13 protein-coding genes are annotated in these 14,509 nt (G+C 71.5%); 11 read left to right on the top strand and 2 right to left on the bottom strand.

What is annotated here, in order from left to right; translation table 11 throughout:
• The first annotated feature begins 58 nt into the window (after window positions 1-58).
• From HQN59_RS06830 to lolA, 3 genes are all read left to right on the top strand, one after another.
• On the top strand, window positions 59-721 hold the full coding sequence (locus tag HQN59_RS06830; RefSeq protein ID WP_176067356.1) for a Crp/Fnr family transcriptional regulator: 663 nt from the start codon (window positions 59-61) through the stop codon (window positions 719-721).
• A gap of 64 nt (window positions 722-785) precedes the next feature.
• The gene (locus HQN59_RS06825; RefSeq protein WP_176067354.1) at window positions 786-3,161 is read left to right on the top strand and encodes a DNA translocase FtsK; all 2,376 of its coding nucleotides are present in this window, start codon (window positions 786-788) and stop codon (window positions 3,159-3,161) included.
• A gap of 49 nt (window positions 3,162-3,210) precedes the next feature.
• Window positions 3,211-3,828, top strand: coding sequence for an outer membrane lipoprotein periplasmic chaperone LolA (gene lolA, locus HQN59_RS06820; protein WP_176067352.1), 618 nt, complete (start codon window positions 3,211-3,213; stop codon window positions 3,826-3,828).
• Window positions 3,829-3,981: 153 nt separating this feature from the next.
• On the opposite strand, the gene HQN59_RS06815 is transcribed toward lolA, so the two are convergent.
• Both HQN59_RS06815 and HQN59_RS06810 read right to left on the bottom strand, forming a co-directional pair.
• Window positions 3,982-5,235 carry a beta-ketoacyl-[acyl-carrier-protein] synthase family protein gene (locus HQN59_RS06815; protein WP_176067350.1) on the bottom strand — a complete coding sequence of 418 codons (1,254 nt, stop codon included), beginning with the start codon at window positions 5,233-5,235 and terminating at the stop codon, window positions 3,982-3,984.
• Window positions 5,219-5,494 (bottom strand): acyl carrier protein, encoded by a 276-nt coding sequence (locus HQN59_RS06810; protein ID WP_176067348.1) that lies wholly within the window; start codon window positions 5,492-5,494, stop codon window positions 5,219-5,221. Before HQN59_RS06810 ends, HQN59_RS06815 begins: the two co-directional genes overlap by 17 nt.
• Before the next feature lie 110 nt (window positions 5,495-5,604).
• Between HQN59_RS06810 and HQN59_RS06805 the strand changes: the two genes are divergently transcribed.
• The 8 genes from HQN59_RS06805 to HQN59_RS06770 all read left to right on the top strand — a co-directional run bounded on the left by HQN59_RS06805 (window position 5,605) and on the right by HQN59_RS06770 (window position 14,487).
• Window positions 5,605-6,993, top strand: coding sequence for an AAA family ATPase (locus HQN59_RS06805; RefSeq protein WP_176067346.1), 1,389 nt, complete (start codon window positions 5,605-5,607; stop codon window positions 6,991-6,993).
• 370 nt (window positions 6,994-7,363) lie between these two features.
• Window positions 7,364-8,287 carry a branched-chain amino acid ABC transporter permease gene (locus HQN59_RS06800; RefSeq protein WP_176067344.1) on the top strand — a complete coding sequence of 308 codons (924 nt, stop codon included), beginning with the start codon at window positions 7,364-7,366 and terminating at the stop codon, window positions 8,285-8,287.
• 7 nt (window positions 8,288-8,294) lie between these two features.
• On the top strand, window positions 8,295-9,512 hold the full coding sequence (locus HQN59_RS06795; RefSeq protein WP_176067342.1) for a branched-chain amino acid ABC transporter permease: 1,218 nt from the start codon (window positions 8,295-8,297) through the stop codon (window positions 9,510-9,512).
• On the top strand, window positions 9,505-10,332 hold the full coding sequence (locus HQN59_RS06790) for an ABC transporter ATP-binding protein (RefSeq protein ID WP_176067340.1): 828 nt from the start codon (window positions 9,505-9,507) through the stop codon (window positions 10,330-10,332). Before HQN59_RS06795 ends, HQN59_RS06790 begins: the two co-directional genes overlap by 8 nt.
• A 52-nt stretch (window positions 10,333-10,384) precedes the next feature.
• Entirely contained in the window at window positions 10,385-11,122 is a 738-nt protein-coding gene (locus HQN59_RS06785) for an ABC transporter ATP-binding protein (RefSeq protein WP_176067337.1), read from the top strand.
• A gap of 101 nt (window positions 11,123-11,223) precedes the next feature.
• Window positions 11,224-12,261: an NAD(P)H-dependent flavin oxidoreductase gene (locus HQN59_RS06780; protein ID WP_176067335.1), complete on the top strand. Its 1,038-nt coding sequence runs from the start codon at window positions 11,224-11,226 to the stop codon at window positions 12,259-12,261.
• Window positions 12,258-12,899: a LysE family translocator gene (locus tag HQN59_RS06775; protein ID WP_176067333.1), complete on the top strand. Its 642-nt coding sequence runs from the start codon at window positions 12,258-12,260 to the stop codon at window positions 12,897-12,899. Before HQN59_RS06780 ends, HQN59_RS06775 begins: the two co-directional genes overlap by 4 nt.
• A 250-nt stretch (window positions 12,900-13,149) precedes the next feature.
• Window positions 13,150-14,487 carry an NAD(P)/FAD-dependent oxidoreductase gene (locus HQN59_RS06770; protein ID WP_176067331.1) on the top strand — a complete coding sequence of 446 codons (1,338 nt, stop codon included), beginning with the start codon at window positions 13,150-13,152 and terminating at the stop codon, window positions 14,485-14,487.
• The last annotated feature ends 22 nt before the right edge of the window (window positions 14,488-14,509 follow it).

Genomic DNA, 14,509 nt, shown 5'->3' with positions numbered 1-14,509 from the left:
AGAAGGCTGCCGCAGGCGCTCAATCCGTGGCGGACTGCTCAACGAAAGGCTTACCCAGATGGCGATGCTGTCGAACCTCGATCTGATCCGACGCGTGCCCCTGTTCTCGCTGCTGACCAACGAGCAGGCGCAGGGCATCGCCGACAGCGTGGTCAAGCGCCGCTTCCGGCGCGGCGAGATCGTCGTCGAGCACGGCAAGAAGTCGAACGCGCTGTTCATCCTGCTCACGGGGCGCTGCCGCGTGCTGACCGCCGACTCGCGCGGCCGCGAGGTCATCCTCGCGGTGCTGCAGTCGGGCGACTACGTCGGCGAGATGAGCCTCATCGACAACGAGCCGCACTCGGCCACCGTGCGCGCCGAGCTGCAGACCGACATGCTGATCCTCGGCCGCGCCGAGTTCGCTCGTTGCCTGCCGGAGAACTCGAGCCTTTCCTACGCGATCATGCGCGGACTCGTGCAGCGCCTGCGCAGCGCCGACCGCCAGATCGAGTCGCTCGCGCTGCTCGACGTGTACGGGCGCGTCGCCCGCACGCTGCTCGACATGTCCGAGATGGAGGGCGACCAGAAGGTGATCCGCAGCAAGGTGTCGCGCCAGGACCTCGCCAAGGTGGTCGGCGCCTCGCGCGAGATGGTCAGCCGCGTCATGAAGGACCTCGAGAGTCGCGGCATGGTGCAGACCCAGGAGAACGGCTGGGTCGTGATCAAGGAACTCGGCACCTGATTCCGGCGCTTGCCGGGCGGCATCGCGGCCGCGCCGGCGGTCGACGCTCGGCGACAATCGGCCGATGACGTTTCCCCTCGCTTCCCTGAGCGGCGATGCGGCGCTGCCGGGCCTCAAGCGCGGCAGCTCGCGCGGCGCTGCCCGCACTCCGGACCCGACGCCGGCCGAAGCCGAGCCGCGCTGGAGCATGCAGGCCAAGCTGTTCGTCGGCGGCATCCTGTGGCTGCTGGCGTTCATCGCGCTGGCCACCCACAACCCCGGCGACGCCGCGTTCTCGACCACCGGCAGCAACGCCGTCACGATGAACAAGGCCGGCGCGATCGGCGCCTGGTGCTCGGACCTCGCGTACTTCCTGCTCGGCTATTCGGCCTGGTGGCTGATGCTGTGCGGGCTGCGCAGCTGGCTCGGTGCGCTTGCCCGGGTGCTGCGCGGCTCGGCGGGGCCGATCGTGCGCGACGTCGTCGGGCCGCCGTGGTGGCACGCCTGGCTCGGACTCGTGCTGGTGCTCGCCGCGAGCACCGCGCTCGAATGGACGCGGCTCTACCAGTGGGAGCCGAGCATCGCGGGCGGGCACGCCGGCGGCGTGCTCGGCTACAGCCTCGGGGTCGCGAGCCAGCGCCTGCTCGGCTTCGCCGGGTCGGGTGTGCTGTGGATCGCGGTGCTGGTCGCCGGCACCTCGTTCGCGCTGCGCTTCTCGTGGCTCGGCGTCGCCGAGGCGATCGGCGGCGCGCTCGAGTCGCTGCGCAGCCGCAGCGTCGAGCGCATCGAACGCGCCGAGGACGCTCGCCTGGGCGCCCAGGCGGTGCGCGAGCGCGAGGAAGACGTCGGCGTCGAGCAGCAACTCCACGAAGTGCACCTGCCGATCGTGATCGAGCCCACGGTGGTCGACGTGCCCAAGAGCGAGCGCGTCGTCAAGGAGCGGCAGAAGCCGCTCTTCTCGGAGCTCGTCGACACCAAGCTGCCGCAGGTCGATCTGCTCGACGCCGCGCCGCCGCGCATGGAGTCGGTCGCGCCCGAGGCGCTCGAGATGACGTCGCGCATGATCGAGAAGAAGCTGCGCGACTTCGGTGTCGAGGTGCGCGTGGTCGCGGCGTCGCCGGGCCCGGTGATCACGCGCTACGAGATCGAGCCGGCGGTCGGCGTGAAGGGCGCGCAGGTGGTCAACCTCGCCAAGGACCTGGCGCGCTCGCTCGGGCTTGTGAGCATCCGCGTGGTCGAGACCATCCCCGGCAAGACGACGATGGCGCTCGAGCTGCCGAATGCCAAACGTCAGACCATTCGCCTCTCGGAAGTGCTGGGCTCCCAGTCGTACCACGACGCATCCTCCCAGCTGACCATGGGCCTGGGCAAGGACATCGTCGGCCAGCCGGTGGTCGCCGACCTCGCGAAGATGCCGCACTGCCTGGTCGCCGGCACCACCGGCGCGGGCAAGTCGGTCGGCATCAACGCGATGATCCTCAGCCTGCTCTACAAGGCCGAGGCGCGCGACGTCCGCCTCATCCTCATCGACCCGAAGATGCTCGAGATGAGCGTCTACGAAGGCATTCCGCACCTGCTCTGCCCGGTGGTCACCGACATGAAGCAGGCCGCGCACGCGCTCAACTGGTGCGTCGGCGAGATGGAGCGGCGCTACAAGCTGATGAGCAAGCTGGGCGTGCGCAACGTCACCGGCTACAACAAGCGCATCGCCGAGGCCGCCGAGCGCGGCGAGACGATCGCCAACCCGTTCAGCCTGACGCCCGAGGAGCCGGAGCCGCTCGAGCGCCTGCCGTTCATCGTGATCGTGATCGACGAGCTCGCCGACCTGATGATGGTGATCGGCAAGAAGATCGAGGAGCTGATCGCGCGGCTCGCGCAGAAGGCGCGCGCGTCGGGCGTGCACCTCATCCTGGCGACGCAGCGGCCGAGCGTCGACGTCATCACCGGCCTCATCAAGGCCAACATTCCGACCCGGCTCTCGTTCCAGGTGTCGAGCAAGATCGACAGCCGCACCATCCTCGACCAGATGGGCGCCGAGGCGCTGCTCGGCATGGGCGACATGCTGTACCTGCCGTCCGGGACCGGGGTGCCGATCCGCGTGCACGGTGCGTTCGTCAGCGACGAGGAAGTGCACCGCGTCGTCAACTACCTCAAGAGCCAGGGCGAGCCGAACTACATCGACGGCATCCTCGAAGGCGGCACCCTCGACGACGGCGGCGATCCGTCGACCGCCGACCTCGCGGGCGGTGGCGGCGGCGAGAACGACCCGATGTACGACCAGGCCGTCAGCGTCGTCCTGCAGCACCGGCGCGCGTCGATCTCGCTGGTGCAGCGTCATCTGCGCATCGGCTACAACCGCGCCGCGCGCCTCCTGGAACAAATGGAGAAATCCGGGCTCGTATCGGCGATGGCAACCAACGGCAACCGCGACATCCTGGTGCCGCCGCGCCCGGCCGAATAGACCCGCCGCCGCCGCGTCGACCGCAGGCGCGGCCAACGGAAGCTCCCGAATGAGAACACTCGTCTGCGCCCTCGGCCTCGCCTCGGCGGCGCTCGTGGCTCCGGCACACGCCGACCCCGCCGCGACGCTGCGCGAGTTCGTGCGCGACGTGAAGAGCGGCACCGCGACGTTCACCCAGACCGTCACCTCGCCCGACGGCGCGCGAAGGAAGACATCGACCGGCAGCTTCGAGTTCGCGCGCCCGAACCGCTTTCGGTTTGCCTATCAGAAGCCGTTCGAGCAGGTGATCGTCGCCGACGGCCAGAAGGTCTGGATCCACGACGCCGACCTCAACCAGGTGAGCACGCGCAAGCTCGGCGCCGCGCTCGGCGCGACGCCGGCGGCGCTGCTCGCCGGCGGTTCGCTCGACGGCGACTTCGAGATCTCGAATGCGCCGCCCGCCGACGGTCTCGAGTGGGCCGAGGCGAAGCCGAAGGCGAAGGACGATGCGTTCCAGTTCTTCCGCGTCGGCTTTCGCGGCAAGGACCTCGCGGCGCTCGAGATCGTCGACAGCTTCGGTCAGCGTTCGCTGCTGCGCTTCGGCAACTTCGTGGCGAACGCGCCGGTGCCCGCGGAGCGCTTCCGCTTCACGGTGCCCGCGGGCGCCGACGTGATCGAGCAGCCCTGACGGGCTGCTTGCCGGACGACGCGCTCGCACGGAGTGACGCGGCGGGGGCCGGCCCGTTCCGCGCTCCTCAGGGTGTAGCGCCGGCGCGGGTCGGCGGGGAGCCTGTCGGGGAAGACCGGTCACGGCGTCGCGTCGACGACGCCGCGCCGGCACTCAGGCGTCGAGCCGCGACGCGATCAGCACGGCGTTCGTGCCGCCGAACGCGAACGAGTTCGACATCGCGTGGGCGAGCGCGGGCGCGGGGCGCGCCTCGCCGAGCACCAGGTCGAGCGCGAATGCCGGGTCGACGGCGCTCGTGCCGGCGGTCGGCGGCAGACGGCCGGCATCGAGCGCGCGCAGGGTCGCCAGCAACTCGACCGCGCCGCCGGCGCCGAGCAGGTGGCCGTGGATCGCCTTGGTCGAGCTGACCGGCACGCCGGCGGCGCCGAACACCGTGGCGAGCGACGTCGCTTCGGCGGCATCGCCGGCGAGCGTCGCGGTGCCGTGCGCGTTGACGTAGCCGATCGCTGCGGCGTCGAGGCCGGCGTCGGCGAGCGCCGCCCGCATCGCGCGGGTCTGGCCGGCTGCGTCGGGGTTGGTGATGTGGACGCCGTCGCAATTGGTCGCGTAGCCGGTGAGCGCCAGACGCGGGCGCGCGCCGCGCTCGCGCGCGGCGGCGGGCGCTTCCAGGACGAACGCCGCGGCGGCTTCGCCGAGCGCGAAGCCGTTACGGTCGGCCGCGAACGGCCGGCACACGGCGGAAACGTCGCCGCCGGCCGGCACCGGCGCCAGCACGCGCATCGCCTGCCAGCTCGCGAGCACGCCGGGCGTGAGCATCGACTCGCTGCCGCCGGCGATCGCGACGTCGATCCAGCCGGCGCGGATCGCCCGCATCGCCTCGCCGATGGCGACCGCCGCCGACGCGCACGCGCAGGCGTAGGCGAGAGCGGCACCGCGCGCGCCGAAGCGAAGCGCGAGCTCGGCGACCGGCGCATTCGGCATCGTGGTGACGACGCTGGTCGGGCGCATGCGGCGGCGGCCGGCGTAGACCGTGCGGCAGGTCGCCTCGAAGGTCGCTGCGCCGGCCATCCCGCTGCCCCAGAACACGCCGAGCCGCTCGTGCTCGGCGCGTTCGTCGAGGCGCGCCGCCCGCGCGGCCGCCTCGGCGGCGGCGAGCGCCATCGCGGTGCCGCGGTCGAGCGGGACGCGCGACGGCGCAACGACAGTGCTGGCGTCGAACGCTGCCGGGGCGACGACCACCGGCGGCAGGTCGATTCCGGGCAGATCGAGGCTTTGCACGCGAAGGCCCGAGCGGCCGGCGAAGAGCGCGCCATCGAAGGCCGCCAGGTCGTTGCCGAGGGGGCTGACGACGCCGACGCCGCTGACCGCGACCGGCGCCCCGGCGGGCCGGCTAGCCGGCGACGTCATCGACCGGTTGCCGGGCCGCGACCGCCTCGTCGATCAGGTCCGAGAGACGCTCGAGCGTGACGCCCGCCTCGCGCGGATCGAGCCGGTCCTCGGGGATGCGCACGTCGAAGCGGTCCTCGACCGCGAAGACGAACTCCATCAGCGCGAGCGAGTCGAGGCCGAGCCCGTCGAGCGTGGCCGCGGGGTTCGCCTTCTCGGCGTCGACGTGGAACTGATCGACCAGAACGGAGGCGATCGTCGCGAAGGTCGGAGGGTTCATGCAGGGCGGCGCTGCAGCCGGAAGGCCGATGATCGATCTTATGTCGGCGGCCCGTTTTCGACCGGCGCGGCAGAATCGCGCGCCATGTCGCCGCTTTCCGTGCGTTTTCCGTGAGCCAGGCATCGCTCGAGCTCGACGCACCCGACGTCGGCGCGCCGCTCGCCGAACGCCTGCGCCCGAAGACGCTCGACGAGGTGATCGGCCAGCGCCACCTGCTCGGGCCCGGCAAGCCGCTGCGCGTCGCGTTCGAGTCCGGGCGCCTGCACTCGATGATCCTGTGGGGCCCGCCCGGCGTCGGCAAGACGACGCTGGCGCGCCTGATGGCCGATGCGTTTGCGGCGCAGTTCATCGCCATGTCGGCGGTGCTCGGCGGCGTGAAGGACATCCGCGAGGCGGTCGAACGCGCGCAGGCCGCGCGCGCGGCGGGCCGCGCGACGGTGGTGTTCGTCGACGAGGTGCACCGCTTCAACAAGAGCCAGCAGGACGCCTTCCTGCCGCACGTCGAGTCGGGCCTGCTGACTTTCATCGGGGCGACCACCGAGAACCCGTCGTTCGAGGTCAACTCGGCGCTGCTGTCGCGCGCGACCGTGCACGTGCTGAAGACGCTCGACGACGCCGACATGACCGAGCTGCTCGTGCGCGCGCAGGCGCTGCTCGCCGCGCCGCCGCTCACCGATGCGGCGCGCACCCGGCTGATCGGCTATGCCGACGGCGATGCGCGCCGGCTGCTCAACGCCTACGAGAACCTGGTCGCGACGGTGCGGGCCGGGCAGCGACCGGCCGGTCGCGACGGGGTGGAGTCGCCGAGCCACGCCGCGGCGCCGGAAGCGATCGACGAGGCGGCGCTCGAACAGGCGCTCGGCGAGCAGCTCCGCCGCTACGACAAGGGCGGCGAGCAGTTCTACGACACGATCTCGGCGCTTCACAAGGCGGTCCGCGGCAGCGACCCGGATGCGTCGCTCTACTGGTTCGTGCGCATGCTCGACGGCGGCGTCGACCCGCGCTACGCGGCGCGCCGCATCGTGCGGATGGCAAGCGAGGACATCGGTCTCGCCGACCCGCGTGCGCTGCGCCTCGCGCTCGACGCCGCCGAGGTCTACGAGCGCCTCGGCTCGCCCGAGGGCGAGCTCGCGCTCGCGGAGGCGGTGGTCTACCTCGCGGTCGCGCCCAAGAGCAACGCGGTCTACCGGGCCTACAACGACGTGCGCGCGTTCATCAAGCGCGACACCACGCGGCCGGTACCGCTGCGCCTGCGCAACGCGCCGACCGCGCTGATGAAGAGCCTGGACTACGGCAAGAACTACCGCTACGCGCACGACGAGGCCGGGGGCTTCGCCGCGGGCGAGAGCTACTGGCCCGACGGCCTCGAGCCGCCCCGCTTCTATCAGCCGGTCAGCCGCGGGCTCGAGATCCGCATCGGCGAGCGGCTCGCCGAGCTGCGCGCGCTGAACGACGCGGCGCGCGCGGAGGCGCCGGCACCCGATCCGACGGACGGCTGAAGCGCCGGCGCCGGGCGCGCGCCGAGCGGGCTTCGCGACCGCGCTGCCGCTCGTGGCCTGATGCGGCGTCTGACCGCAGTTACCCGCTGAGGCGCCGCGACGCTCGGGCACAGAATGGTCGGACCGGCCGTGCCTCGGCGCTGCCGGCGAGAGCCGCCGCCGCGGCCGCGTCGAGCCAGCCGACGTGCACAACCGAGACCCTGCTCGATACGCGTTCGCCTGCCGGCGCGTGCCGCGCCGGACGTACGCCGGAGCGTCGCAGGCTCGGGCTGGCGCGGATCGTGCTGCGACCCTGGCGCGAGCGTCTGGCCGGCCCGCGCCTGAACCCTAGAATCCGCCCGACCCGCGGCCCGACCCGAAAGCCAATCGAATGGATACCTTCATCCAGCAGATCATCAACGGTCTGGTGCTCGGCAGCGTCTACGCGCTCATTGCACTCGGCTACACGATGGTCTACGGCATCATCAACCTCATCAACTTCGCGCACGGCGAGGTGCTGATGGTCGGTGCGCTGACGAGCTGGACCGTCGTCACCGCCCTGGCCGATTACGGCCTGCCGGGCTGGCTGCTGCTGCTGATTTCGCTCGCCGCGGCGATCGTCGTCTGCACCATCCTCAACTTCGTGATCGAGAAGGTCGCGTACCGGCCGCTGCGCAACGCGCCGCGCCTCGCGCCGCTGATCACCGCGATGGGCATGAGCCTGCTGCTGCAGACGCTCGCCATGATCATCTGGAAGCCGACCTACAAGTCGTACCCGATCCTGCTGCCGAGCGAGCCGTTCTTCATCGGCGGCGCGGTGATCAACACCGTGCAGATCGTCATCCTCGTCGTCACCGCCGTCACGCTCGCCGGGCTGATGTACCTCGTCAACCGCACCCGGCTCGGGCGCGCGATGCGGGCCACCGCCGAGAACCCGCGCGTCGCCGCGCTGATGGGCGTGCGGCCCGACACCGTGATCTCGGCGACGTTCGTGATCGGCGCGGCACTCGCCGCGCTCGCCGGCGTGATGTACGCGGCCAACTACGGCTCGGTGCAGCACACGATGGGGTTCCTTCCGGGCCTCAAGGCGTTCACCGCGGCGGTGTTCGGCGGCATCGGCAACCTCGCCGGCGCGATGGTCGGTGGCGTCCTGCTCGGCCTCATCGAGTCGTTCGGTGCGGGCTACATCGGCATCATCACCGGCGGCGTGCTCGGCAGCCACTACCAGGACATCTTCGCGTTCGTCGTGCTGATCCTGGTGTTGACGCTGCGTCCGCAGGGCCTGCTCGGCGAGCGCGTCGCCGACCGCGCGTGAGGTGGCGATGAACCTGCGCAGCAACCGGCTCGTCGTCTTCCTCGTCGCGGCGCTCGCGCTGCTGGTGGTGCCGTTCGCGATGCAGCACATCTCGATGGTGCTGAGCGGCAACCCCGGCAACGCCTGGGTCCGCATCGTCGACATCGCGCTGCTCTACGTGCTGCTCGCGCTCGGCCTCAACATCGTGGTCGGCTACGCGGGGCTGCTCGACCTCGGCTACGTCGCGTTCTACGCCGTGGGCGCGTACATGTTCGGCCTGCTCGCGTCGCCGCACCTCGCGAGCACGTTCCCGTGGATCGCCCAAATGTTCCCGAACGGCATCCACACGCCGCTGCTGCTGGTGGTGCCGCTCGGTGCCTTGCTGGCGGGCGCCGCCGGCGTGCTGCTCGGCGCGCCGACGCTCAAGCTGCGGGGCGACTACCTGGCGATCGTCACGCTCGGCTTTGGCGAGATCGTGCGCGTCTTCATGAACAACCTCGACGCGCCGGTCAACATCACCAACGGCCCCAAGGGGCTGAGCGGCATCGACGAGATCAAGATCCCGTTCACCGACTTCAGCCTCGGCACCACGCACGAGGTGTTCGGTCTCGAGTTCCCGAAGGTCACGAACTACTACTACCTGTTCGTCATCCTCGTCGTGCTCGCGGTGGTGATCTGCTACCGGCTCGAGCGCAGCCGGATCGGCCGCGCGTGGATGGCGATCCGCGAGGACGAGGTCGCCGCCAAGGCGATGGGCATCAACACGCGCAACCTCAAGCTGCTCGCATTCGGCATGGGCGCGACCTTCGGCGGCGTCGCCGGCGTGATGTTCGCGTCGTTCCAGAGCTTCATCTCGCCCGAGTCGTTCAGCCTGCAGGAGTCGATCATGATCGTCGCGATGGTCGTGCTCGGGGGCATCGGGCACCTGCCGGGCGTGATCGTCGGCGCGCTGCTGCTGGCGGCATTGCCCGAGGTGCTGCGCTACGTCGCCGGGCCGCTGCAGCAGATGACCGACGGCCGTCTCGACGCCGCGATCCTGCGCCAGCTGCTGGTCGCGCTCGCGATGATCGGCATCATGCTGGCGCGCCCGCGGGGCCTCTGGCCTTCGCCCGAGCACGGCCGCGCACTGCCGCAGCCCAAGGTCGGCGCCGAAGGCGAGCCCGATCCGGCGCTGCCGCAACCGGTCGCGAGCGGCACCAGCGCGGCGACCAACGACCCGCACCCGAGCGGCACCCGCCATGCGTGAGGCCAGCGTCGAAAGCCAGCCGGCGCTCACGGCCGGTGCCGGCACCCGTCCGCCGGTGCTGCAGGTGCGTGGCGTCTCCAAGCGCTTCGGTGGCCTGCAGGCGCTGTCGGACGTCGGCATCACGATCCAGGAAGGCCAGATCTACGGCCTGATCGGCCCGAACGGCGCCGGCAAGACAACCTTCTTCAACGTGATCACCGGGCTCTACACGCCCGACGCCGGCAGCTTCGAGCTCGGCGGCCGGCGCTACGAGCCGTCGGCGGTGCACGCGGTCGCCAAGGCCGGCATCGCGCGCACCTTCCAGAACATCCGCCTGTTCGCCGACATGACCGCGCTCGAGAACGTGATGGTCGGCCGCCACGTGCGCACGCACTCGGGGCTGATCGGCGCCGTGTTCCGCACCGCCGCGTTCAAGGCCGAGGAGGTCGCGATCGCCGAGCGCGCGCGCGAGCTGCTCGACTACGTCGGCATCGGCGCGCTCGCCGACTACAAGGCGCGCACGCTGAGCTACGGCGACCAGCGCCGCCTCGAGGTGGCGCGCGCGCTCGCCACCGAGCCCAAGCTGATCGCGCTCGACGAACCCGCGGCCGGCATGAACGCGACCGAGAAGATCGTCCTGCAGCAGCTGATCGAGCGCATCCAGGCCGACGGCCGCACCATCCTGCTGATCGAGCACGACGTGAAGCTGGTCATGGGTCTGTGCGACCGCGTCACCGTGCTCGACTATGGCAAGCCCATCGCCGAGGGCACGCCGGCCGAGGTGCAGCGCGACCCGAAGGTGATCGAGGCCTACCTCGGCGCCAGCCACAAGCCGCACTGATGCGCGCACCCGAACCCTCGACCGCCGACCGCCTGCCGCCATCACCGCGCCCATGACGCCGAACCCGACCCCGTCCGCGGCCGCGCCGCTGCTTCGCGTCACCGGCCTGCGGGTCGCCTACGGCGGCATCCAGGCCGTCAAGGGCATCTCGCTCGACGTCGCGGCCGGCGAGCTGGTGAGCCTGATCGGTGCCAACGGCGCCGGCAAGACCACCACGCTGAAGGCCATCACCGGCTCGCTGGCGGCTGCCGGTGGCGACATCGAGTTCCTCGGTCGCAGCATCCGCGGCCAGGGCCCGTGGGAGCTCGTCAAGCAAGGCCTCGTGATGGTGCCCGAGGGGCGCGGCATGTTCACCCGCATGACGATCACCGAGAACCTGCAGATGGGCGCGTTCGTGCGGCGCGATGCCGACGTCGCCGCCGACATCGACCGCGTGTTCTCGATCTTTCCGCGCCTCAAGGAGCGTCGCAACCAGCTCGCCGGCACGATGAGCGGCGGCGAGCAGCAGATGCTCGCGATGGGGCGCGGCCTCATGGCGCGGCCCAAGCTGCTGCTGCTCGACGAGCCGTCGATGGGCCTGTCGCCGCTGATGGTCGACAAGATCTTCGAGGTCGTCGGCGACATCCACGCGCAGGGAACGACGATCCTGCTGGTCGAGCAGAACGCGAGCCGCGCGCTCGAGCTGGCGTCGCGCGGCTACGTGATGGAGTCGGGCGAGGTCACGATGGGCGGTGCCGCAGACGACCTGCTGCACGACCCGAAGGTTCGCGCGGCGTACCTGGGCGAGTAGGGCGGCCGGGCCGCACGGCGGCCGCAACGTGGCGAAACCGGTTTGACGGCGTTCGGAGCGCGGCCGGAGAATCGCTCGCCGTTCTCTCCTGGTGCGACACCATGAACCTGCAGCAGCTCCTCGGCATCGACCTGCCGATCATCCAGGCGCCGATGGCGGGCGTGCAGGGTCCGGCCCTCGCGATCGCGGTGTCGAATGCGGGCGGTCTCGGGTCGCTGCCCTGCGCGATGCTCGCGCCCGACGCGCTGCGGCGCGAGCTCGCCGCGATCCGCGCGAACACCGAGAAGCCCTTCAACGTCAACTTCTTCGCCCACGAGCAGCCGGTCGCCGACGCCGGCCGCGAGGCGGCCTGGCGCGCCGCGCTCGCGCCCTATCACCGCGAGTTCGGCATCGACGCGGCGACGATCCCCGAAGGTCCCGGCCGCCTGCCGTTCAGCCACGAAGCCGCCGATCTGCTTGACGAGTTCCGGCCCCCGGTCGTGAGTTTCCACTTCGGACTGCCGGCGCCCGACCTGCTGCAGCGGGTGCGCGCCATGGGCGCCAAGGTGCTGGCGTCGGCGACCACCGTCGACGAGGCGCTCTGGCTCTCGGAGCGTGGCGTCGATGCCGTCATCGCGCAGGGCCTCGAGGCCGGCGGACACCGCGGCATCTTCCTCTCGGACGACCTCACGACCCAGGTCGGCACCTTCGCGCTGGTGCCGCAGATCGTCGCCCGTGTCAGGGTGCCGGTGATCGCCGCCGGCGGCATCGCCGATGCGGACGGCGTCGCCGCCGCGCTCGCGCTCGGCGCCGCCGGGGTGCAGCTCGGCACGGCTTACATGCTGTGCCCCGAGGCGACGACGAGCGCGCTGCACCGCACCGCGCTCACCAGCGACGCGGCGCGTCACACCGCGCTCACCAACCTCTTCACCGGACGGCCGGCGCGCGGCATCGTCAACCGCCTGATGCGCGAACTCGGGCCGATCGGACCCGCGCCCGAGTTCCCGCTCGCCACTGCCGCGATCGCACCGCTGCGCGCGCGCGCCGAGCAGGCCGGCAGCGGCGACTTCTCGCCGCTCTGGGCCGGCCAGAACGTCAGCGGCTGCCGCGCCGTTCCGGCCGCCGAGCTGACGCGCGCCCTGATGCCGGACCGACGATGAGCGACGCGGCGCCGGCGCTGCCGCTCGTCGCCGCCTTCGTGCTGGCGAGCACCGCACTGGCGGTAACGCCCGGCCCGGGCGTGGTGTACGTCGTCACGCGCACGCTGGCGCAGGGCCGGCGCGCCGGCCTGGTGTCGGTCGCCGGCGTGGCGCTCGGCAACTGGGGCAACGCGCTCGGCGCCTCGCTCGGCCTCGCGGCGCTGTTCGCAGCCTCGGCGCTGGCCTTCACCGTCGTCAAGGCCGCCGGCGCGCTCTACCTGTTCTGGCTCGCGTGGCAGACCTTGCGCGGCGCCGGGCCGGCCGCGGCCGCGCCGCCGGGCGCGCGGACGCCCGCGCTGTTCCGCGACGGCTTGGTGGTCGCGCTGCTCAACCCGAAGACGGCGCTCTTCTTCGCCGCCTTCTTGCCGCCGTTCATCGACCCGGCCGGCTCGACGCTGCTCCAGGCCGCGGCCTACGCAAGCGCCTTCGTCGCGATCGCGGCGGCGAGCGACGCCGCCTACGTGTGCGCGGCGGCGCGCGTCGCGCCGCGCCTGCAGGGCATCGGTTCGCTGCGCCGTGCCGGCGCGTGGCTCGGCGCCGCCGTGTACGCCGGCCTCGGCGTCTACGCGCTCGCGAGCGGCTCGCGCCCGTCGCGTTGAGCGCGGCGGCCCGAGCGCGGCTCGGGCGGTCGCAAGGCGCCGTCGAACGGCCGCGCGAAGGCGATTTCGGGGCGTCCACGCTCTCGGCCGGGCGGCTCCCGCCGCCCGCGGCGCATGCGTTGGCCTGCCGTTCGTGACGCAGGCCCGCAACCGCCCGCGCAGGGGATGAAGCGGGTCGGCGCGACGATAGAATCGCGCTCCATTCGAGTGACCGCCCGGGCGCGCCCGGCGACCGTAGCCAGGAGCGCCGATGCAGAGCCGGCCGACCCAGACCGACCTCCCGCCCGCGACCGCCGTGAAGACCTGCGACGTGCTCGTCATCGGAGGCGGTCCCGCCGGCTCGACGATCGCCGCGCTGCTCGCCGAGCGTGGCCGCGACGTCGTCGTGATGGAGAAGGCGCAGCACCCGCGCTTCCACATTGGCGAGTCGCTGCTGCCGGCCAACGTCACCTTGTTCGAGCGCCTCGGCGTGCGCGAACAGGTCGAGGCGATCGGCATGCGCAAGTGGGGCGCCGAGTTCGTCTCGCCGACCCACGACCACGAGTCGGCGATCGAGTTCGCCGAGGCCCACGACAAGTCGATGCCGTACGCCTGGCAGGTGCGCCGCTCGCAGCTCGACGAGCTGCTGTTCCGCAACGCCGCCGCCAAGGGTGCGCGCACGCTCGAAGGCACCCGGGTGCGCCAGGTCGAGTTCGACGACGCCGGCGCGACCGTGCAGGTCGATGCCGCCGACGGCACCCGGGAGACCTGGCGCGTGCGTTACGTGGTCGACGCCTCCGGGCGCGACACGCTGCTCGCGAACCAGTTCCGCTGCAAGGAGAAGAACCCGCGCCACAACAGCTCGGCGCTCTACGCGCACTTCACCGGGGTCGAGCGCTCGCTCGGCAAGCGCGAGGGCAACATCCAGATCTACTGGTTCGAGCACGGCTGGTTCTGGTTCATCCCGCTGGCCGACGGCGTGACCAGCGTCGGTGCGGTGTGCTGGCCGCACTACCTCAAGACGCGCAAGAAGCCTCTCACCGACTTCTTCATGGACACGATCGCGCTCTGCCCGAAGCTCGCCGCCCGCATGCGGGGCGCGACGCTGGTGTCGGAAGTGCACGCCACGGGCAACTACTCGTATTCCAGCTCGCGCAGCAGCGGCGAGCGCTACGTGATGCTCGGCGACGCCTACGCGTTCGTCGACCCGGTGTTCTCGTCGGGCGTGCTGATCGCGATGCAGACCGCGTTCGAGGCCGTCCAGGTGGTCGAGACCACGCTCGAGCGGCCGGCTGAGGCGGCGGCCGCACGGCGCCGCTTCAACCGCCTGGCGCGTCACGGCCCGCGCGAGTTCTCGTGGTTCATCTTTCGGGTCACCAACCCGACGATGCGCGAGTTCTTCATGTCGCCTCAGAACCCCTTCCGCGTCAAGGAAGCGCTCATCTCGCTGCTCGCCGGCGACATCTACGGCAAGACGCCGATCTGGCTGTCGATTTTTGTCCTGAAGGTGCTCTATTACCTCGTCTCGATCGGCAATCCCCGGCGAACCTGGGACGCCTGGCAGCGGCGCCGCTTCAACATCCGCGACGTCGGCGCTCCCGCCTCCTGAGCGCCCGAGCGTCGGCCGGGTG

Origin of the sequence: Rhizobacter koreensis (genome assembly GCF_013366375.1) — a bacterium.
GTDB lineage: Bacteria > Pseudomonadota > Gammaproteobacteria > Burkholderiales > Burkholderiaceae_C > Schlegelella_A > Schlegelella_A koreensis.
This window is presented reverse-complemented; position numbering and strand designations above follow the sequence as displayed.

Excerpts from the sequence above, each read along its gene's own strand:
- HQN59_RS06770 (WP_176067331.1), top strand. The coding sequence starts at position 13,150 with ATGCAGAGCCGGCCGACCCAGACCGACCTCCCGCCCGCGACCGCCGTG.
- HQN59_RS06795 (WP_176067342.1), top strand. The coding sequence starts at position 8,295 with ATGAACCTGCGCAGCAACCGGCTCGTCGTCTTCCTCGTCGCGGCGCTC.
- HQN59_RS06800 (WP_176067344.1), top strand. The coding sequence starts at position 7,364 with ATGGATACCTTCATCCAGCAGATCATCAACGGTCTGGTGCTCGGCAGC.
- HQN59_RS06810 (WP_176067348.1), bottom strand. The coding sequence starts at position 5,494 with ATGAACCCTCCGACCTTCGCGACGATCGCCTCCGTTCTGGTCGATCAG.
- HQN59_RS06785 (WP_176067337.1), top strand. The coding sequence starts at position 10,385 with ATGACGCCGAACCCGACCCCGTCCGCGGCCGCGCCGCTGCTTCGCGTC.
- HQN59_RS06775 (WP_176067333.1), top strand. The coding sequence starts at position 12,258 with ATGAGCGACGCGGCGCCGGCGCTGCCGCTCGTCGCCGCCTTCGTGCTG.
- HQN59_RS06825 (WP_176067354.1), top strand. The coding sequence starts at position 786 with ATGACGTTTCCCCTCGCTTCCCTGAGCGGCGATGCGGCGCTGCCGGGC.
- HQN59_RS06790 (WP_176067340.1), top strand. The coding sequence starts at position 9,505 with ATGCGTGAGGCCAGCGTCGAAAGCCAGCCGGCGCTCACGGCCGGTGCC.
- HQN59_RS06780 (WP_176067335.1), top strand. The coding sequence starts at position 11,224 with ATGAACCTGCAGCAGCTCCTCGGCATCGACCTGCCGATCATCCAGGCG.
- HQN59_RS06830 (WP_176067356.1), top strand. The coding sequence starts at position 59 with ATGGCGATGCTGTCGAACCTCGATCTGATCCGACGCGTGCCCCTGTTC.
- lolA (WP_176067352.1), top strand. The coding sequence starts at position 3,211 with ATGAGAACACTCGTCTGCGCCCTCGGCCTCGCCTCGGCGGCGCTCGTG.
- HQN59_RS06815 (WP_176067350.1), bottom strand. The coding sequence starts at position 5,235 with ATGACGTCGCCGGCTAGCCGGCCCGCCGGGGCGCCGGTCGCGGTCAGC.